Genomic DNA, 19,373 nt, shown 5'->3' on the forward strand with positions numbered 1-19,373 from the left:
AGCCCTGATTCTCCGCCGTTACGATGAATCTACGTTTGAAAATTCAGTTTCTCAATCAACGAGGAAAGGGAACATGGAACAGATATCGGAATTCAGCAAGTACCGGCCTCTGGCCATTGCTGCGGGAATCGGCTCGATTCTCGGATCAGGAATCATCGTGGGCCTCTCGGCCACCATCACCGTCTGGCAGCAAGGGCTGGGTCTTACCAATGGCCAGGTGGGCATCATTTCCGGTGCCTTAACATTCGCCATTGCAGCCGGATCATTGCTCTCAGGCCAGATCACCAAGTATGTGGGCCTCATCCGCTCATTCAACTGGCTCAACTTCCTCTATGCCATCGGTGCACTGGTCTGCGTATTCTCCGGAAGTTACGCCATGCTGCTGGTGGGTGTCATCATCACCGGCTTCGCATCGGGCGCCGATCTGCCGATCAGCCTGACCGTCGTCTCTCACGATTCCCCCAACGAGAAGACCTCTGCCCAGCTCGTTTCATCCACCCAGATCTTCTGGCAGGTCGGCGTGCTCAGCTCCTACGTGGCCGCCTTCCTGGTCTCCAGAGTCAGCGGCGCCACCGGGGCCCGGATCGTCTTCACCCTCCTGGCCATCGTTGCCGTGGCCACCTGGCTCTGGCGCCTTTTGTCCGCCAGGTTCCGCACCTTCCATGAAGAGGCCGACCAACGCATCGCCCAGGTGCGCGAGGCCGAGGCAGCCAGCGGTCACACTGTGGTCAGCGAAGGCAGCGAGGTCAGCATCCGCAGCGTCTTCTTCAGTAAAGGCAGCTCCAAGTATGTCCTCTTCTTCACCTGCATCATGGTCTTCTACCTGGCATGGAACCTTCTGGCCAACACCTTCGGCCAGTTCCAGACCTTCACCCTGGTCCAGGCCCACGCCAGCCAGACTTTCGCCACCGGTGCCGGCATCGTTCTCAACCTGCTCGGTCTGGTGACCACCTCCATCTTCGCCTCCATCTCCGGCGGCAAGTGGCGCAACACCGTCTTCGTCATCGCCCAGATCATCCAGATCGCCGCCATGCTGGGCCTGGCCCTGAGCAGCTCCTCCCTCTGGCCCATCGTCATCGCCATCGGCTTCTACAACATCGGCAATAACCTCGCCGGCGAGGCCATGTACAAGGTCTGGACCCAGGAGTCCTTCCCGGTGGAGGTCCGCGCCTCGGTCCAGGGCTTCATCAACGGTTTCTCCCGTTTCTGCTGTGGTCTCTTCGCCCTGATCACCCCGGCCCTGGTCGTCCCCTCGGCCATCCGCGTAACCATGTTCGGGTTTGCGGCCCTCCTGACCGTCGGCCTGATCGGCGGTCTGATCATGATTGCCATGCAGAAGAAGTACGGCGTCCGCGAGGCGGAAGTCTGACGGGACGATGCCATGCAGGGGTGTGAAGGCGGCCGCTTCGACCACCTCCCTACGCCCCTGCATTTTTGAAAGGTAAGACAATGGGATTCACGTTCCAGATCAACAACGACGTCACATTCAATCACGACGAGCGTCTGCTCGCCAAGGCCGAGGCACTGCGCCCCAAGCTCCGTACCGGCACCATGGAACCGGTAGGCGAAGGCACCTTGACCGCCAACTCCGAATCATTGGGCGGGGTGACCGTGACAACGGACACCTCCACAGCCAGACAATCCAAGCCCATGAAGCGAAGGAATTCGCTGATCCTGGACTTCGGCGACCATATGGTCGGACACTTCTCCATCCACATCGAGTCGGTCGGCTCCCCCATGGACGCACCTTTGACCCTGCGCCTCAAATTCGCCGAGCTCCCCGTTGAGCTCTCCCAGGAAAGCTCAACCTACGACGGCTGGCTGAGCAAGTCCTGGATCCAGGAGGAAACCATCCACCTGGACACCCTTCCCGTCGACCTCGAAATGCCCAGACGATACAGCTTCCGTTATGCGGAGATCAAGGTGGTCGACACCTCCCCCAAGTGGCAAGCCGTTTTCAGCGATGCCAGGGTGCAGACCGTCAGCGCCGTCGAATCCATGCCCCGGGAAACCGTAAGTGACGACCCGGAAATCCAGAGAATCTACCAGGTTGGCTGCAAAACCCTCCAGGACTGCATGCAGGAGGTCTTCGAGGACGGCCCCAAACGCGATCGCAGGCTGTGGACCGGCGATCTGCGCCTCCAGGCCCTGGCCGACTATGTCACCTTCAACGACACCACCCTGATCAAGCGCTGCCTCTACCTTTTCGCCGGCATGAACACCACGGATGGACGCATCTCGGCCAACGTCTTCGTCGACCCCAACACCCCTGATGACACCTTCCTTTTCGACTATGGTCTCTTCTTCATCTCCACCCTGAGCGACCTCATGAACCATGAGCAGGACATGGAGGTGCTCCACGATCTGTATCCGATCGCCAAGAAACAGATGGATGTGGATCTGGATCTGGTAGGCGATGATGGTGAACTCAAGCTTGGCGACACCCCGGTCTTCGTGGACTGGTCCAATGATTTCGATAAGACCACGGCCATCCACGGGATCCTGGTCTATGCGCTCCGCCAGTTCATCGACCTTACCGTCAAGGCCGGCGAGGACGCACAGCCCTACGAAGCCAAGTTGTCCGCCCTGGTCCAGTACGCCCAGGACCACCTCTTCGACAAGGAGAGGGGACTCTTCGCCTCCGGCCCCGAGCACGAATTCAACATCGCCAGCCAGACCTGGATGGTCCTGGCCCGGGTCCTGGACAACCAGGGTAACCACGACCTCATGACCGCAGCGGTGCGCGAACTCTTCCCGGTCACCGGCATCGCCACACCCTATATGTACCACCATATCGTCGAGGCGCTCTTCATCGCGGGTCTCAAGGAGGAGGCCATCAAGCTCCTGAAGTCCTACTGGGGCAAGATGATCACCCTGGGCGCCGACACCTACTGGGAGGCCTTCGACCCCGACCAGCCGGAGTACTCCCCCTACGGCAGCACCCTCATCAACAGCTACTGCCACGCCTGGAGCTGCACCCCCGTCTACCTGATCAAGAAGTACCTGCCCATGGGCAGGTGAACCATCGTGATGGTCATGTGCTCTATCGCCTAAAATCAGACCTTCTGGATTACCCCCCATTACCCCACACTAAACAGTGGCTGACAGAGAAATTCAAAGCATGGGGCCCTGAACCAACGCACTATTCAAACCGGCACAAATAGGAACAGGGCCCCTTCTTTTTTCTGCTCAGTTCTTGCATATGTTTAGGAAATTTACACAATCAACATTGCGAACCATATTCTGCTTTTGTTCTGTATAGTCTCTCTATTCACATGTATGCATATGACATTAGCAATCACATTGCATTCAAGAATCACCCATACAGAAGTGAGTTCTGCACATACTTATAAATCGCTGTTGCATCGCAGTAGGCGGTGGCTTCTTCATAAAAGCCGTCCTTGCAAAGTTCGCCGATCTACTTTGCCTCTGATACGAGCTCATTCAGATGCCGAAATAACTGATCCAGCTCAGCCTTGGCTGCAATGACCTTCTATATGAGAGGACATTGTCCAAGATAGAATCCTGATGCGAGCAGGTGCCCGTTCTCATTCTAGCTCTCATAATCAAGGGGAAGCATGTCTCCAGCTCGGCGGAACTCGCAAGCAAGGCTGTCCCTGCCGTAGAGCCAGAACTTGTTCTCTGAGTAAGCACACTGTTCATACAGCTGATGACACTTGCGGAATGGATCATAGTTAAGCAGTAGTGCTCCCTGTAGGTTCCCTAGGTAATATCACCTTCTGATAAGTAAATTTGAAATAGGTACGGCATTGCTTGCTGCAATTGTCGTTGTCTGTCATGCTCGATTCCTCCGTGCGCTTCTCCCGAACCAGAGGCACAACCGTGCGAAAGAGCACCGCCGATCGTCCAGAACGGGAAATCGGTTCTGTCACAAGCAGCCGCTCTCGTGGACAGGCGTTGCTCAGCCATCATCACTACAGCAGCACGAGTCACCTTTGTGCGCTTGTGTAAATGACCGTAAGGGTGGGCAGTTTACCGGCATGCTTGAATCAGTTCAAACTTTAGTTGTCACCAATCATTATGTCGAAAGCCCAAAAATCTCCACGTAATAGCAAGGATTAAAATCATCGAAACACATCCATCCCACAGCTGTGGAAAACAGGCTCAACTACGTCATAGACATACAGGGCACAAACGTGGCAGAGCCATTCTCAATTTTGATCTGCCAGATTTACGCATCGTTGTAGTTCATGCACTAACTTCCAACAGTTTACCTGTTTTACCATTTAATACACCCTAGAGCTGATAAAAGGTGCTCTGATTCTTGCAAGTCAATTTCATCAATGTTGGAAGTGTATGTTAGCTATCTTCAGGTCTCTTCTGATCAACTGCCTTTGTTGCCAGGGGGGGGGGGGCATCAGGCACTGGAAAACTTGAGAGAACGCGCAAACCAGATACCGTCGGTACCAAATTAGACATAAAAGTGGTCGCCATCAAAAGCAACGGGCGTATTTATCATCAAGTTATTCAGCGTAAAGGAAAACAGCCGTTTCGCGATGTCCTATCCCCATCAAGGTCAAACTAACGAAACTTCAAAACCAAAAAAGGGTACGAAAATGACCGTCAAATAATTAATTGGATAAAAATTCTTCCCCTCCCCGATAGATTCTGAAGCCTCATCGCTTTTATCACAATAATCTCAGTAACGGCACTTTCCCACTAGCTATGTCGATTCGAATTACCTTTCAGCACTACTAAAGATTGAGAAGATACTCATTCAATTTCTTCATGAAATTCAATGGCCTGCCGAAATACCCCTTGAGGATGTACCAATATAATATAGATGTTTTTCAGTTACTTCTCAATGGCCCTCAGAGAACATTGGAGAGGGGGCTCAGTAGTCCGCAGTATCTAGCTGATTATGTCTTAGGCGAATACGAGGCAGTCGGCAAGGGGCAGACCGATGAAATCGCCCGTCACGAATGGCAATTGCGGAACCGAGGATCTCAGAAATGACATTGCCGAAAATTGTGTGCAAATACCTACAGACACTGATGCTCGTGGGTCCGAGAGAGACTCCAATCGTAAATGAAAGACGCAGGACATCAATGGCGAGAGCTGCTTTCCGAGCAACGGGTGGGATTCCAATACTAAAGATATGAGAGAAGTTCCATAAAATGGCGGGGAAAGGAAGTGGATAAGAATATAGAGGAGTGGCCGCCAATGAAAGAAGTGCAGGAAGACCTCAAAGCAGGCCGCGAGAGCAATATGCAATGGAACAAAGTAACTTGCCTGCCGGCAAAATCGGACGTCTATGGAAGTCCAAGCTCAGCGAGATCGACGAACACCCCCGGCAACAACACAGAGGATATTGAGGAAAACTACAACTGACCAGTTGGCCCAGACAGATGGTAATACTGTCGGTTATACAATATTGAATAAATGGAAAGCCGTTGCAACTGTACAGCGGGTGCGGAGAGACTTAATGGACAATCAGGAGTACAACTCAATAGTCAGCTTCATATGGGGAATCGCGGATGATTGCCTTCGCGATGTGTACGTTCGCGGCAAATACCGTGATGTCATCCTCCCGATGACAGTCATCCGTCGCCTTGACGCAATGCTCAAGGAAACGAAACCAGCGGTGCTTGAAAGGAAGAAACAACTGGACGCCGCGAAGATCGACAATCAGTGGCCCGCACTGTGCAATGAAGCCGGGCAGGCATTCTGTAACGCATCTCCATTCCTGCTAAAGGACCTCACAAGTCGGGGAAAGAAGCAGACACTCGAAGCGGACTTCAAGGCATACCTGGACGGGTTCTCCCCGAATGTTCAAGAGATTCTCGACAAGTTCAAGTTCCGCGACCAGATCAGAACGATGGTCGACGCGGACATCCTCGGCGCGGTCATCAACAAGTTCACCTCAGCAGATATCAATCTCAGTCCGAATCCAATCTATAAGGACGCGGAGAAGAAGATCGTCAAGCTCCCTGGGCTCGATAACCATGGCATGGGAACCATCTTTGAGGAACTCATCCGCCGTTTCAATGAAGAGAACAACGAGGAAGCGGGCGAACACTGGACCCCGCGTGACGTCGTCGAACTCATGGCCGATTTGGCATTCTATCCGGTCAAGAATAAGATCAAGGACGCTACCTATTCTTGCTATGACGGGGCATGCGGCACAGGTGGAATGCTCACGGTAGCGCAGTCACGGCTCCTGACGCTCGCGGGCAATCGCGGCAAGAACGTCTCGATCCACCTGTTCGGGCAGGAGGTCAACCCGGAGACATATGCAATCTGCAAGGCGGATATGCTCCTGAAAGGCGACGGTGAGGAAGCCGAGCACATTATCTATGGATCAACACTGTCGTTCGATGGGAATCCTTCACGGCAGTTTGACTTCATGCTCTCCAATCCTCCCTATGGGAAGAGTTGGAAAACGGATGCTGACAAGATGGGTGGAAAGAACGAGATCCTCGACACCCGCTTCGACGCATATCTTTCGGATGGCGAAGAACTGAAGATGATTCCGCGCACAAGCGACGGGCAGCTCCTCTTCCTATTGAATAACGTGTCAAAGATGAAAACGGACACAGAACTCGGCAGCCGCATCATCGAAGTCCATAACGGCTCGTCCCTGTTCACCGGTGGCGCCGGGAGCGGTGAGAGCAACGCCCGTCGGTACATGATTGAGCACGACCTCGTCGAAGCAATCATCGCATTACCGGACAACATGTTCTACAACACCGGCATCGGTACATATATCTGGGTTCTTTCCAACAAGAAAGACGACCGCCGCAGGGGAAAGATCCAGCTTATCGACGCAACAAACATGAAATCCTCGTTGCGCAAGAACATGGGCAACAAGAACTGCGAGTTTACACCAGAGATCCGCAAGGAAATCGTCCGCATTTTTCTCGACATGGAAGAAAGCAACATCAGTAAAATCTTCGACAACAGTGAGTTTGGCTACTGGAACGTGACAGTTGAGCGGCCTCTACGCCTCCGAGTATTCCCGGAGAGAGAGATTCCGGAAAACGCCTTCAAGAAACAAGCTGATTTGGACACTATCAGGAAAGCTATATCAGGTGTTCCTGTAAGTACACCACATGATGATTGGGATACCTTTGCTGACGCAACAGAGCTTAAGAAAACGCAGCTGAAGAAGATCCGCCCATATATCACGGAAACGGACCCCAGAGCGAAAGAGGTAGAAGGGGAATCCGATCAGGAACTCCGCGACTCTGAGATTATTCCGTTCAACTATGAGGGCGGCATCGAGGCCTTCATCGATAAAGAAGTCAAACCCTATGCTCCAGATGCCTATGTAGACAAGAGCAAGACAAAGATCGGCTACGAAATAAGCTTCACGAAGTATTTTTACGAGCCGGTAAAGCTGCGTGACATGAAAGACATCCTCGCTTCTCTTGCTGAACTGGAAAAGGAATCGGACGGTGTAATTGACGAGATCATAAAGGGGCTGAAGTGATGACACCATTCGCCCATACGGACAGATGGTCTTCTCAAAGGCTTGGATTACTGTTTCAAGAGCAGAAAGAAAAGAACACTGACTTTTCAAGGAAGACTGCACTAAAATTCGTCTATGGATCGATAGAAGAAAAACCAGAATATAAGATTAATGCTTCACTCGTGGACACTTATTCCAAGTATACAAAAGTTAATACCGGTGACATCATTATCAATTGTTTGAACCTGAATTACGATTTTGCCTCTCAGCGGGTCGCGATTGTGAAAGAAAATGGCATTATCACTTCTGCATACATCAGCCTGAGGGCAAGAACTTCGGAAGTTAATCCCACATACTATTGTTATTACTTCAAAGCTATGGATTCCAAAAAGATGCTCCATGGAATGGGGACAGGCATTCGACTGACTCTTTCTTACAACGAATTAAGGAATATATCTGTCCCTGTTCCTTCCCACGCGGAACAGGACCAGATCGTGCGATTTCTCGACTGGAAGGTTTCGGAGATCCGGAAAATAATATTGTCTAAAAGAAATTCGTTGCACTTACTTACGGAATTAATCAAAACTGCGTTTGCTTCTCTTATTGCTGAGTCAACTGAGAAAGTGCGGTTGAAGCGAGTGGTATCGCTTGATAACGATTTTATGGAAATTGACCCAAATGATTATTATCAGAAAGCTGGTATGTATAACCGCGGAAGGGGAATCTTCTTACGCAAACCAGTTAAGGGCTCTGACATGGGTGATTCTAAGTTTCAACACATCTATAGAAACCGGTTGATGATCAGTGGACAATTTGCATGGGAAGATGCGGTTTTTGTCACTGACGATAAGGATGAGCAAGGACTAGCTTCACATCGATATTATCTATTGAAAAGTCAAAGTACTGATGTTCCGGTGGAATACCTATTTGGATATTTTATATCTCAAAAAGGACTGGCAGATTTGCAAATATGCTCGCACGGTTCAGCAGGCAGAAATCGCCCTCTGAACATAAATGAGTTGCTCAGAGTCGAAATTCCGATAGTACATAACACAGAGGCAATTTCGAGATTTTGTAAACTGATACGTTCATATATAAAAATGCGCCCATTGGTATTAAAAGAAGAAGAAACATTAGAAGAGCTTCAAAATAAGATCATTACCGATGTCGTCACAGGAAAAATCGATATCCGTGATATCACTGTTCCCGAATATGAACATGCTGACGATATCATCAAGAACGGAAATACTGATGAAAACAATAACGCTATTGATCAGGAGGCGTAATCATGGCCTTTACAGATAAAACTGAAGAAGGCTTTGAGACGATTATTGTGAACTGGCTCGTGGGCCAGAATGGCTATGAGCAAGGGACGAATGGCGACTACAGTAACGAGTATGCTCTCGACGAGACGCGTCTTTTCCGCTTTCTGAATGACACACAGCCAAAGAAGATGGAAATGCTGGGTGTGAACAATAGTGACCAGAAAAAGAGGCTGTTCCTCAACCGTCTCTCCAGAGAAATCACCAAGCAAGGCATTATCAAAGTGCTGCGCAATGGCATGGAGATGTACCCTGCGAACCACATTGAGCTGTTCTACCTGACACCGAGCGAGAACAATGGGACGGCTGAGGAGCTGTTCCAGAAGAATAGTTTCAGCGTAATACGACAACTCAGATACTCTTCGGATGCTACCAAACTTGCTCTGGATCTGTGTATTTTTATCAATGGCCTGCCGATCATCACGATTGAGCTCAAGAACCATTTCACCGGGCAAACGACATCAGATGCAGTGGAGCAGTACAAGGAAGATCGAAATCCCAGAGATATCCTCTTCTCTTTCAAGCGATGCATGGTACATCTCGCTGTTGATGACCAGACGATCATGTTCTGCACCAAACTGTCAGGCAAGGACAGCTGGTTCCTGCCTTTCAACAAGGGCTACAATGACGGAGCAGGCAATCCACCGAATCCGGACGGCATCATGACGGACTACCTTTGGAAGGACATCCTGACCAAATGTAAACTCTCGCGCATCATCGAAAACTATGCGCAGGTAGTGGACGATGAGGACCATGACACGAAGAAGAAAACCGAGAAGCAGATATGGCCGCGCTACCATCAATTGGATTGCGTGGAGAAGCTGCTGGCAGATGTGAAAGAGAACGGCGTCGGCAAGCGGTATCTCATCCAGCACAGCGCGGGTTCCGGTAAATCGAACTCCATTGCATGGCTTGCCTACCAGCTGATTGGACTAGAGCAGAATGGTCATCCGATGATCGACTCGGTCATCGTCGTTACTGATCGCAAGATCCTCGACAAGCAGATTCGCGACACGATTAATCAGTTCATGCAGGTAAAGAACACCGTTGTGTGGGCGGAGCATTCCGGCGGCCTAAAGAAGGCGATTGAAGATGGCAGGCGAATCATCATCACTACAGTTGAGAAGTTCCCATTCATCTCGCAGGAAATTGGGCAGGATCACATCAACAACAAGTTCGCCATCATCATTGATGAAGCGCATTCCGGCCAGAGTGGCCGAAACGCCGCGAATATGAATCTCGCGCTTTCGGGCATGGCTTCTGACAGTACAGTGGACAACGAAGACAAGATCAATGCCATTGTCGAGGGGCGAAAACTTGTGAAGACCGCGAGCTACTTTGCCTTCACAGCCACGCCAAAGAATAAGACAGAGGAAGTTTTCGGCAGCCCATACGAAGAGGACGGCGCTATCAAACACAGGCCCTTCCACGTCTATACGATGAAGCAGGCGATCCAGGAAGGCTTCATTCTTGACGTTCTGAAGAACTACACGACCGTCGACAGCTGGTACAAGATCGCTAAGAAGGTCGAGGACGATCCGATGTTCGACAAGAAACGCGCTCGGAAGAAGCTCCGTTCCTTCGTAGAAGGCAATCCGGATGTCATCACCAAGAAGGCCGCCATGATGGTGGATCATTTCCACGAGCAGATCATCGCCAAGAAAAAGCTCAACGGGAAATCACGCGCTATGGTTGTGACCGCCAGCATTCCCCGTTGCATAGAGACCTATTACTCTATCAACAAAAGTCTGGCTGAGCGTCACAGCCCATACAAAGCAATCATTGCATTCTCCGGAGAATGCAAGTACAACGGGCAGGAGCCCGCTCTGACATCTTCTGAAATGAACGGATTCTCTAACATGAAGATACCAGAGGAGTTCAAGAAGGATCCCTATAGGCTTCTTGTTGTCGCGGACATGTTCCAGACGGGATTCGACGAGCCATTGCTCCAGACGATGTACGTGGACAAGCCGCTCTACGATATAGCAGCTGTACAAACCTTGTCCAGGTTGAACAGAGCGTGCCCAGGCAAGGATGAAGTCTATGTGCTGGATTTTGCCAACAAGACAGCGACGATCGAGGAAGCGTTCTCGAAGTTCTACCGGACTACCATCCTTTCCAGCGAAACGAACCCGGACAAGCTTCACGATCTGATAAATGTCATAGAAAGCTATCAGGTATACGACAGTGATGACGTGGAACACGTTGTTGACCTGTTCCTTAACGGCGCTGAGCGGGATCGGCTTGACCCGCTGCTTGACCCATGTGTCTCCGTATACAACGAGCTGGAAGTGGATGATCAGATTGAGTTCAAGAGCGCGGCAAAGTCATTTGTGCGCACTTACGGATTCCTTGGTTCCATTCTCCCTTATGGGAACGTGGAGTGGGAGAGGCGGTCCATTTTCCTGAACCTCCTGATTCCGAAGCTTCCGTCACCGTGCGAGGGCGACCTATCAGAAGGAATTCTGTCCGCAATTGACCTGGACAGCTATCGCAATGAAGCGCAGGGGGCGGTAGATATCAAGCTTGAGGACGAGGACGCGGAAATAGACCCGGTTCCCGCCGGGATAGTGGGTCATATCACCGAACCGGAGTTGGATCCGCTATCGGAGATTATCTCTGAATTCAACGACCTGTTCGGAAACATCCAGTGGAATGACGCAGACAACGCGCAAAGACAGATCCTTCAGATTCCGACCATGGTATCGCGAGACAAGAAGTACCAGAACGCCATGCGAAATTCAGATGAGCAAGAGGCCCGGACCGAAAGCGAACGTGCCCTACAGAATGTCATCTTTTCTATCATGTCAGACAACATGGAATTGTTTAAGCAGTTCCAAGACAATTCATCATTCAAGAAATGGTTGACCAACATGGTGTTCAACCAGACATACAACAAGCAAGGCAAACCACTCGAAGCGCCGGACAACGTTCCACAAGTAGAAAGGCAAACCGACTAAATACCGGTGTTCCCAAGAGCCCGTAAACTCGTATAGCACGGTTGCTGAAGGCAAAAAGACGCCTACGGCCAAAGAACGATTCTGAGAAGAGAATTGAGACCCGCCGAAGCAGGCGGGAAGCAAGCGAATTAGAGTTATCACAGCATAAATAGACCAAAACTCAATGCTCGCTTAACCAAAGTGAAGGATTCCGAGGAATGCTTCACTTGAGCTCTATGAGACCCCCCCCCCAATCTCAAGAACGGACACGTTAAAACAGCGGACTCTGAAAGTACTCCACGCCTAGCATCGGTAATATCTCTCCTAGCCTGCCAATCAGTGAGACGAGAAGAATACTGACATCTCAATCTTGTGACGAAGCAAACGTTGAGGGCAATGAGGGAATGGAAGCCCCTGCCATTCAGCATAATCAAACTGTTCAAGTGTTATAAGGGGTAAGTAGGCAAAGTTACTAGACTATTTGATCCCTATCCCCTCTATTGGTCAACCACTTTTAGAAGAACAGGAGCAGAAGTACTTTATCTACCTCTTCGTGAACACTCTCAGGCTGCAGACATCCTCAACAGCTTCAATGACTTCGTAGGCACCGAGATCAATAAGGCTGTCTCGGCAAGCCCCTCCCTGCGCAACAAGAAGGACCTGATCGACGATTTCGTCGACACAGTTTCGATGAAGGGGACCGTGGATGACCAATGGCGGGAGTTCATCGACCATAGACGCGATGAGGAATTACAGACCATCATCAGAGAGGAAGGACTCAAACTCCAGCCGACTGAACGGTTCATGGACGAGGCATTCCGCGATGGATTATTGCAGACCAGCGGCACGGCGATCACCACCATTCTTCCACCTGTGTCCAGGTTCATCTCTCAAGGCGGTCATGGCGAAAAGAAGCAACAGGTAATCGACAAACTATCCAGATTCTTCGGACGATTCAGAGGATTAGGGGAAAACCAGGACTAGTCTTTTCAAACGCGGTAGATTCCGCGAGACAGGCCTGGAACGGCTGCGCACTGATTTTGAACACACCGTCATACCACTGTTGCCTTGAGGGAAATCGGGATTCGGTCATTCATAACACTGCACAAGCGCTCAAACCATGGGGAATAAAAATCGACTGATGCCTCTTCGGTCACCTATCATGTCCAACTCACGATTCAGGCCCGCATACGGGCAACCCTCCAATATTGCTCGATACCGAATAGCTGTAATCAATCGTCGCCTTGCCCAATACCCAGATGATCTTGGACCAGGCCTTCCTCGGGCATAATCTTCAAACCGAGTGTTTCACTGCTTCTCCAACATGCCGAGATACACCTGTATCTTCTGATCCAGGAAGCCCATCTGCTCCTGCAATTCCTTCATCCTGGCCTCAAGTGCGCCACGATGCTTGTAGAGCATTTCCAGACGCTGCGGAACGGTTGAGTCGCCCTCATGCCTGAGTCGGGCATACTCCTGAACCTGGGCCAGGGGCATACCGGTCGCCAGCAATCTCTGGACGAAGGCTATCCACGCCAGGTCCTGCTCCATGTAGTCCCGATACCACTCCGGCGAGCGCCCGGGCCGGATGATTCCCCTCCGTTCGTAATATCGAAACGTGGATATGGGAAGCCCCACTCTTTCCGATACCTGCCCGATTCTCATGTTCACCTCCACTTGCCCTGAACCATGGTTCATACTTTACGCTCAGAATCATTCAATCTTCTACCGAAAAGGAGCAGGCTATGGCGGAGTCACGATTCGAGCGAGGTTCAAGGATACTGGCATCGATCGATGGAGAGGGCGGTCAGGCGGTTGTCGAATCCCTGCAGGACATTGCGCCCGACCTGGGCAAGTGGATCGTCGAGTTCGCCTTTGGCGACGTGTATGCCGACCCGACCCTGGACGCACGGCAGCGGGAACTGGTCACCTTGGGCAGCCTGGTGACCCAGGGAGATACCACTCCCCAGCTCAGGGTGCATATAGCCGCTGCCCTGCATGTGGGCCTCACCAAGTCGGAGGTGGTTCAGGCCGTTCTCCAGACGGCTCCCTATGTAGGTTTCCCCAGGGTCATCAACGCCGTCAACGTTGCCAGGGAAGTCTTCCGGAATCAAGAGGCCGGTGACGCACCCACCCAAAGCTGACGGCGACCCCGGTCACCGGCTACAGTACTGGTCGAAGAAGTTGCCGATCAGTTGGTGTCCGTATTGGCTCCCGATGCTCTCGGGGCGGAACTGCACGCCCTCCATGGGGACACGGGTGTTCCGCAGTCCCATAACGTACCCGTCCAGGAGGGAGCGGGCGCTCACCTCCAGATCGGATGCGGCTTCGGACGAAGCCTCATCGGCGACCGGGGAGCGGTAGCGGGTCACCTCGAAGGTATCGGGCAGCCCCGTGAAGCAACCCTTCCCGTCGTTCCTGATCAGACTCACCTTGCCGTGCTGACGGCTGGAGGCCCTGACCACGTCGGCACCGGCATACCGGACGATGGCCTGCATGCCCAGGCAGATGCCGAATACAGGCTTCCGGCCCGCCACCCGCTCCAGGACCTCCAGGTAACCGCAGTCCTCGGGGCGGCCCGGACCGGGACCCAGAATCACCGCATCGTAGGCAAGCGGATCCACCCCATCCAGGCGGTTGACCCGAACGATGGTCGTATCCACGCCCAGCAGGTCCACATAGTTCTTGACCACATAGACGAAACTGTCGAAGGCGTCAATCAGCAAGGCGTTCATGGGCCAACTCCTTTCCACTGATGGCCAGGTAGGCCGAACTCATCTTCTTCATGGTCTCCTGCCATTCGCTCTCAGGCTGCGAATCCTCGACAATCCCGGCCGAGGCACGCAGGTGGTAGCTGCTCGAGTGGATAGGAGGCTGTCCGTATGCAGAGGGCGGTCAGGACCATCCCGTCGAAGCCCAGGAAGCCTACCGAACCGGCGTAGAGCCCGCGGGAGCTGACCTCGGTCTCCTCGGTAATCTCCACCGCACGGACCTTGGGGGTTCCGGTCATGGTGCCGGCCGGGAAGGCGGCCGCGAAAAACGTCGTACTTGTCCAGGCCGGGCCGGATTCGAACGACCACATCCGAAACCATATGAATGACGTGGGAGTAGACTTCGGTGGTCATCAACCGGTCGAACTTCAGGGACTCCAGGGTGCAGCACCTGGCCACATCGTTCCGGCCCAGGTCCACCAGCATCAGGCGTTAGGCCCGCTCCTTGGGGTCTCCGGTCAGCTGTCTGATGGCCGCCTGGCGCGCCTCCCCCTCACCAGGATTGCCGACCGTCCCGGCGATGGGCCGCAAGGTGATGTCGCCGTCAGGGGTCAGTCCGATGAAAAGCTCGGGACTGGCACCGATGACATGCACACCCTGTGGGGTCACGAAGTAATACATATAGGGCGACGGGTCCTGGTGCCGCAGGCACCGGTAGCCCTGGAAGGGCGGAATCCGGGAATCCACCTGGATCTCATGCCCAAGTTGAAGCTGATACACATCGCCCTGGGCTATATGCTCCTTGCCCTTGGCGAACCACCGATAAAAGCGGTCACGATCAATCGTGTCATGGGCACTGTATGGATAGTCCGGCCCAATCCCATCCGAATTCGCGTGACCGGTCAAACCAAAATCGGCAACCCCTGCGTGCTCGAAATCATGCGAGCCTGCAACTTCTTCAGCGAGCGCATCGGATTGGAGCAACCCCAGTACATCCTCAAGCAGATCGGATTCGCGACCGGAATCCTCCCTGCCGGTCTGCGCGTCGAATCCGTCGCACGCTTCCACAGCATTGCGGCCATCCATTTCACCCTCCGTGGCGCGGCCATCGTCCTGCTGACCATTGCAGGCGCTCTCCCGTCCGCCTCGCTCATCAGAGTCGTCTTCCAGGTGAATCACGGTGGCGGAATGCCCGCCGGCCTTCAGATCCAGGTTGATGATCCCCCGGTAGAGGGTCAGCGAGATGACAGGCAGGGCGGCATCCCTGGGTATGCGCTCCTCCAGGTCCTCAATCATGAAGATGGTGTCATACCCGAAGCAGCCGAACCAGCCCATCCCGAAAGGCCCTGCATGGCCACCGCTGATGACGAAGGAGGACTCGATCCGCCTCAGCACCGCGAAGATCTCCTGGATGTCCGGGACCGGGTGGCGAATCACCCCCTGCTCAATCTGTCCAAAGGGCTCCAGGACGCTGGTCAGCTGACCATTGCCCAGGGGGTCGATGGTCATGACATGGTCCGTCACGCTCAGGGTCAGGATTGGCTCGAATCCGATCACGGGACGGTTCCGGTCCGGGTCTGGGCCGCTCAGGGACTCCAGGAGGAAGAGCTGGTCCTCCCGGTACCTGGTTCGCAGACGCCTGTAGATGGCCAGGGCGTCAAGGTCGCTGGCGAACCGACGGGATTCCATGGATGCGTTGATGGTCATACCGATACTTCCTTTGTCGGATGCTGCGGTTCGAAAACGGGAATGGACCTTCACCCGGTGCCGAACGTACCCAGACCAAGCCAGCTATACGGCGTTCCAGGGGATGAATCATCCGTTAGGTCATGCCCGCAGCTGATAAGAAAAGGGAGCCTCAAAAATGAGACGGATATGCGAATCAGAAGAAGAACCGAATCGGTTCTGGCCCTTCAGGCCGGAAGCATCAACGCCATCAAGCATCGACATAGAAAAAGACACCCTTGGGCAACCAGACCTGCCGTGATGTCGCTTTCTTCATGGGCACCATGCTAGAGCATGCGGATGCCTCCACACAATCGACATCCACCATGCGGACTTAACCCTGTCCGAGCACTTCCAATCTGGCCGCATAGCAGTATCCTGAAAAGCATCAGGCTTCCGCGCAACACGTGCGCATATACAAAGAAGAACCCATGCAACCCATGTCCGCATTCACCACAGACCTCCAGCACTCGGGCATAATCGCCCGGAATCTGGATGAGACCATCGCTTTCTACACTCGGAAGCTCGGCTTCGAGGTGGCCGGCATCTTTCCCAAAGGAAAAAACCGATGCGCCTTCCTGCGGTACGGGCATCTGACCATTGAAACCCGGGAGGGGAGGAGGCTCCCATGATCACGGGAGCCATCAACCACCTGGCCTTGGATGCCACGGATATCGAGGCCGCCTACCGGAACGCCCAGGAGTTGGGACTGGAGATCAAGGAGGATGGCATCCAGTCCATTCCCGCTTTCTGGAACAAGGGCATCCGCTACTTCAACATCTTCGAGTCCAACAGGGAAACAATCGAATTCTGCCAGATTCTCTGAACCCGACCGCGATCAGCCGTGTCGGTGCGTGGTAAATGCTACGCATAATCGCCTGCAATACTCTCAAAAGACTGAAAAACAGCGGATTTCCAACTTAACGCGACGATTATTCGAATCTGGAATACCACTATCATTGTTGGTGTACCCAACGGGGGGTACCAACCAAGAAAAAGATTCCTCATAACGAACATTGCGAAAGTCACAGTGGCCGGCGGTGGTGTTGCCGGGGAGCCAGATCACCTTCCAATCAGCCTTCAAGGGCAAGAAAGTTACCGTTTACGAGATCAATGACGACGCCGTTGCAGCAGCGGAGAAGCGCATCGGGGCCAGGTGGGATGCCTATAAGCACGACGCCAATGCCACCGACGAACAGTTCGATGCCGGTCTGAAGAATCTGAACTACACAGCTGATATGGCCGAAGCCGTCAAAGATGCTGACCTCGTCATCGAAGCCGTTCCGGAGTAACTGACCATCAAGCATCACTTCTACCAGAACCTCGCCAAACTGACGCCAGTAGGGACCATCTTCGCCAGCAATTCATCGACCTATGCGCCCATCGTCTTCGCGCCGGACACCGGCAGACCAGACAAGTTCCTCAACCTCCGCTTCGCCAACAAGGTCTGGCTCTACAACACCGCGGAAATCATGGGCACCGACCAGACCGACCCCCAGGTCTTCCAGACGGTCGTCGAATGCGCCAAGGAAATCGGCATGGTTCCAATCATCCTCAAGAAGGAGCAACCCTGTTACGTTCTCAGCACCCTGCTGATTCCGCTTCTGAACGTGGCAGGTTACCTCTGGGGCCACGACATCGCCGACCCGGAGACCATCGACAGGACCTGGATGATCACCACCGGAGCCTCCACCGGCCCCTTCGGCATCTTCGATACGGTTGGGCTGCGCACCGCTTTGAATATCACAACGGAACAGCAGGGCAGCAGCCCTGATTTCAAGCCGTTCCTGGACAAAATCCAAAAGATAATCGACGCGAATAAGGTTGGCATCGAGACAGGCCAGGGCTTCTACCAGTATCCGAATCCCGAGTTCGAGAACCCCGACTTCCTGAAAGCCTGAGAGTCATCAGGCTGCTCTACCTATACGTCGAGTTCCACAGGCTTCTCACGGGAAATCTATGGAACTCGACATTGGTTTTTCGCGAGTCCTAACGGCCGTCAGAGGACAGTGGAGGCCACGATGTCGCGGTAGACCGCGGCGCTTCCCTTGGGCTTGCGGTCATAGGTGCCGTTCTCGCGCTCAACCGAGCACAGCCCGAAGTGAACGTCGAAGGCGCTGATCCACTCGTAGTTATCCATGAGCGACCAGTGGAAGTATCCGAGTACGGGCACATTGTCACGGACCAGCTCGACCAGGGGCGGAATCGAAGCCTTGATGAAGCGGCAGCGCAGGTCGTCATCCGGGGTGGAGACGCCATGCTCGGTCACGACAACGGGAAGACCGGTCAGATGATGGATGTAGGTCACGGAGTTGGCCAGCGACTCGGGATGAAGTGGGGAGCCGCTCTCATTCACATCCTCGCCGGGCTGAGCCGGAATCGGCCCATTGTCATCGAAGACCTCACGTTCGTAGTTCTGCACACCCACGAAGTCGTCACCCTGTACTGCTGCAGGCCAGGGTCCATAGCAGGACTCACGCTTGTCCAGGGCCAGCTCCTTGCCCCTTTCGGTCGAGTAACTCTCGTCGATGACTGCCAGGGAGAGGCCCACGGGTAGGGTCGGGCAGACGGAACGCACCGCTTGAACGGCTGTGCGGTGTGCGCGAATGAAGCCATACTCCAGCTGGGTGACCTCTTCGGGAATGACGACGTTACCGGAACGATACCGCGCAACGCCGGCCTTCTTGGTGGCTGCATCGATGCAGGCACGCTGCAGGTCGACCGCCTCCTGGGGCAGACTGCCATTGTCGAGGATACGGGGCAGGTCCGGCTCATTGAAGGTGACGGCAAGGACGGCACGATCACCGATACGATCCAACACACGTACGCACTCGTCAGCGAACATGGAGGGGGCATCATGGTTCAGCCAGCCGCCCTTGGCCGCAAACCAGCTGGGAAGGGTGAAGTGGCACAGGGTTATGGCCGGGTCAATGCCCCGCTCCAGGCAGCCGTCAACCATCCGGTCGTAGTGGTCCAGGGCGGACTGGTCGATCTTCCCCTCTTCGGGCTCGATCCGGGCCCACTCCACGGAGAAGCGGTAGGAATTCAGGCCCATCCCCTTGACCAGGTCGAGGTCATCCTCCCAACGCTCCCAACTGTTGCAGGCCTTGCCGGCAGGCTCTTTGAAGACGCTAGGGGTCACGCCCTCCAGGAAGGTGGTATCGGCTGCGGTATCGCCGCCATCCACCTGGTGCCCAGCGGTCGAGGCACCCCACAGAAAATGATCGGGCAGAATTGCTGTCAT

13 protein-coding genes and 3 pseudogenes are annotated in these 19,373 nt (G+C 53.6%); 11 read left to right on the plus strand and 5 right to left on the minus strand.

Annotated elements, in window-relative coordinates; genetic code table 11:
* Positions 1-73 precede the first annotated feature (73 nt).
* The 7 genes from AB656_RS05305 to AB656_RS05325 all read left to right on the plus strand — a co-directional run bounded on the left by AB656_RS05305 (position 74) and on the right by AB656_RS05325 (position 12,677).
* Positions 74-1,369 carry an MFS transporter gene (locus tag AB656_RS05305; protein ID WP_033503988.1) on the plus strand — a complete coding sequence of 432 codons (1,296 nt, stop codon included), beginning with the start codon at positions 74-76 and terminating at the stop codon, positions 1,367-1,369.
* An 80-nt stretch (positions 1,370-1,449) separates the two neighbouring features.
* Complete coding sequence (locus tag AB656_RS05310; protein WP_033503987.1) at positions 1,450-3,021, plus strand: alpha-L-rhamnosidase-related protein; 1,572 nt, start codon at positions 1,450-1,452, stop codon at positions 3,019-3,021.
* 2,163 nt (positions 3,022-5,184) lie between these two features.
* Complete coding sequence (locus AB656_RS07850; RefSeq protein ID WP_201777319.1) at positions 5,185-5,352, plus strand: hypothetical protein; 168 nt, start codon at positions 5,185-5,187, stop codon at positions 5,350-5,352.
* Between the two features lie 94 nt (positions 5,353-5,446).
* A complete protein-coding gene (locus AB656_RS05315; RefSeq protein WP_033504034.1) occupies positions 5,447-7,453 on the plus strand; it encodes a type I restriction-modification system subunit M in 2,007 nt (668 codons plus the stop codon).
* Positions 7,453-8,718 (plus strand): restriction endonuclease subunit S, encoded by a 1,266-nt coding sequence (locus tag AB656_RS07680; RefSeq protein ID WP_081924917.1) that lies wholly within the window; start codon positions 7,453-7,455, stop codon positions 8,716-8,718. Before AB656_RS05315 ends, AB656_RS07680 begins: the two co-directional genes overlap by 1 nt.
* 2 nt (positions 8,719-8,720) lie before the next feature.
* Positions 8,721-11,714, plus strand: coding sequence for a type I restriction endonuclease subunit R (locus tag AB656_RS05320; protein WP_033503984.1), 2,994 nt, complete (start codon positions 8,721-8,723; stop codon positions 11,712-11,714).
* Positions 11,715-12,305: 591 nt separating this feature from the next.
* A complete protein-coding gene (locus tag AB656_RS05325; protein ID WP_269078547.1) occupies positions 12,306-12,677 on the plus strand; it encodes a type I restriction endonuclease subunit R, EcoR124 family in 372 nt (123 codons plus the stop codon).
* Positions 12,678-13,001: 324 nt separating this feature from the next.
* Here the strand turns inward: AB656_RS05325 and AB656_RS05330 are convergent, their stop codons facing one another.
* The gene (locus tag AB656_RS05330; RefSeq protein WP_033503981.1) at positions 13,002-13,358 is read right to left on the minus strand and encodes a MerR family transcriptional regulator; all 357 of its coding nucleotides are present in this window, start codon (positions 13,356-13,358) and stop codon (positions 13,002-13,004) included.
* An 80-nt stretch (positions 13,359-13,438) separates the two neighbouring features.
* Here AB656_RS05330 and AB656_RS05335 point away from each other — a divergent pair, with 80 nt between their 5' ends.
* Entirely contained in the window at positions 13,439-13,837 is a 399-nt protein-coding gene (locus tag AB656_RS05335) for a carboxymuconolactone decarboxylase family protein (RefSeq protein WP_033503980.1), read from the plus strand.
* A gap of 12 nt (positions 13,838-13,849) precedes the next feature.
* Here the strand turns inward: AB656_RS05335 and AB656_RS05340 are convergent, their stop codons facing one another.
* The 3 genes and pseudogenes from AB656_RS05340 to AB656_RS05350 all read right to left on the minus strand — a co-directional run.
* On the minus strand, positions 13,850-14,428 hold the full coding sequence (locus AB656_RS05340) for an anthranilate synthase component II (protein WP_033503979.1): 579 nt from the start codon (positions 14,426-14,428) through the stop codon (positions 13,850-13,852).
* Positions 14,429-14,499: 71 nt separating this feature from the next.
* Positions 14,500-14,775, minus strand: a complete 276-nt coding sequence (locus tag AB656_RS08140) for a chorismate-binding protein (RefSeq protein WP_051905393.1) — start codon at positions 14,773-14,775, stop codon at positions 14,500-14,502.
* Positions 14,774-16,111: pseudogene (locus tag AB656_RS05350) on the minus strand (chorismate-binding protein); the annotation flags it as partial. The gene AB656_RS08140 and the pseudogene AB656_RS05350, both read right to left, overlap by 2 nt.
* 449 nt (positions 16,112-16,560) lie before the next feature.
* Here AB656_RS05350 and AB656_RS05355 point away from each other — a divergent pair.
* The 3 genes and pseudogenes from AB656_RS05355 to AB656_RS08105 all read left to right on the plus strand — a co-directional run bounded on the left by AB656_RS05355 (position 16,561) and on the right by AB656_RS08105 (position 18,030).
* Positions 16,561-16,955 (plus strand): annotated as a pseudogene (locus AB656_RS05355) (VOC family protein).
* 217 nt (positions 16,956-17,172) lie between these two features.
* Positions 17,173-17,628: pseudogene (locus tag AB656_RS08100) on the plus strand (3-hydroxyacyl-CoA dehydrogenase NAD-binding domain-containing protein); the annotation flags it as partial.
* Positions 17,629-17,667: 39 nt separating this feature from the next.
* The gene (locus AB656_RS08105; RefSeq protein WP_236681926.1) at positions 17,668-18,030 is read left to right on the plus strand and encodes a 3-hydroxyacyl-CoA dehydrogenase family protein; all 363 of its coding nucleotides are present in this window, start codon (positions 17,668-17,670) and stop codon (positions 18,028-18,030) included.
* Between the two features lie 98 nt (positions 18,031-18,128).
* Here AB656_RS08105 and AB656_RS05365 read toward each other — a convergent pair whose 3' ends face one another.
* Positions 18,129-19,373 carry a glycoside hydrolase family 1 protein gene (locus AB656_RS05365; protein WP_033503977.1) on the minus strand — a complete coding sequence of 415 codons (1,245 nt, stop codon included), beginning with the start codon at positions 19,371-19,373 and terminating at the stop codon, positions 18,129-18,131.

It is taken from the genome of Bifidobacterium actinocoloniiforme DSM 22766, assembly GCF_001263395.1.
GTDB lineage: Bacteria > Actinomycetota > Actinomycetes > Actinomycetales > Bifidobacteriaceae > Bombiscardovia > Bombiscardovia actinocoloniiformis.

Coding starts and splice junctions, on each gene's coding strand:
- AB656_RS07850 (WP_201777319.1), top strand. CDS start 5,185: ATGAAAGAAGTGCAGGAAGACCTCAAAGCAGGCCGCGAGAGCAATATG.
- AB656_RS08105 (WP_236681926.1), top strand. CDS start 17,668: ATGGTTCCAATCATCCTCAAGAAGGAGCAACCCTGTTACGTTCTCAGC.
- AB656_RS05340 (WP_033503979.1), bottom strand. CDS start 14,428: ATGAACGCCTTGCTGATTGACGCCTTCGACAGTTTCGTCTATGTGGTC.
- AB656_RS08140 (WP_051905393.1), bottom strand. CDS start 14,775: ATGTGGTCGTTCGAATCCGGCCCGGCCTGGACAAGTACGACGTTTTTC.
- AB656_RS05320 (WP_033503984.1), top strand. CDS start 8,721: ATGGCCTTTACAGATAAAACTGAAGAAGGCTTTGAGACGATTATTGTG.
- AB656_RS05365 (WP_033503977.1), bottom strand. CDS start 19,373: ATGACAGCAATTCTGCCCGATCATTTTCTGTGGGGTGCCTCGACCGCT.
- AB656_RS05330 (WP_033503981.1), bottom strand. CDS start 13,358: ATGAGAATCGGGCAGGTATCGGAAAGAGTGGGGCTTCCCATATCCACG.
- AB656_RS05315 (WP_033504034.1), top strand. CDS start 5,447: ATGGACAATCAGGAGTACAACTCAATAGTCAGCTTCATATGGGGAATC.
- AB656_RS07680 (WP_081924917.1), top strand. CDS start 7,453: ATGACACCATTCGCCCATACGGACAGATGGTCTTCTCAAAGGCTTGGA.
- AB656_RS05335 (WP_033503980.1), top strand. CDS start 13,439: ATGGCGGAGTCACGATTCGAGCGAGGTTCAAGGATACTGGCATCGATC.
- AB656_RS05305 (WP_033503988.1), top strand. CDS start 74: ATGGAACAGATATCGGAATTCAGCAAGTACCGGCCTCTGGCCATTGCT.
- AB656_RS05310 (WP_033503987.1), top strand. CDS start 1,450: ATGGGATTCACGTTCCAGATCAACAACGACGTCACATTCAATCACGAC.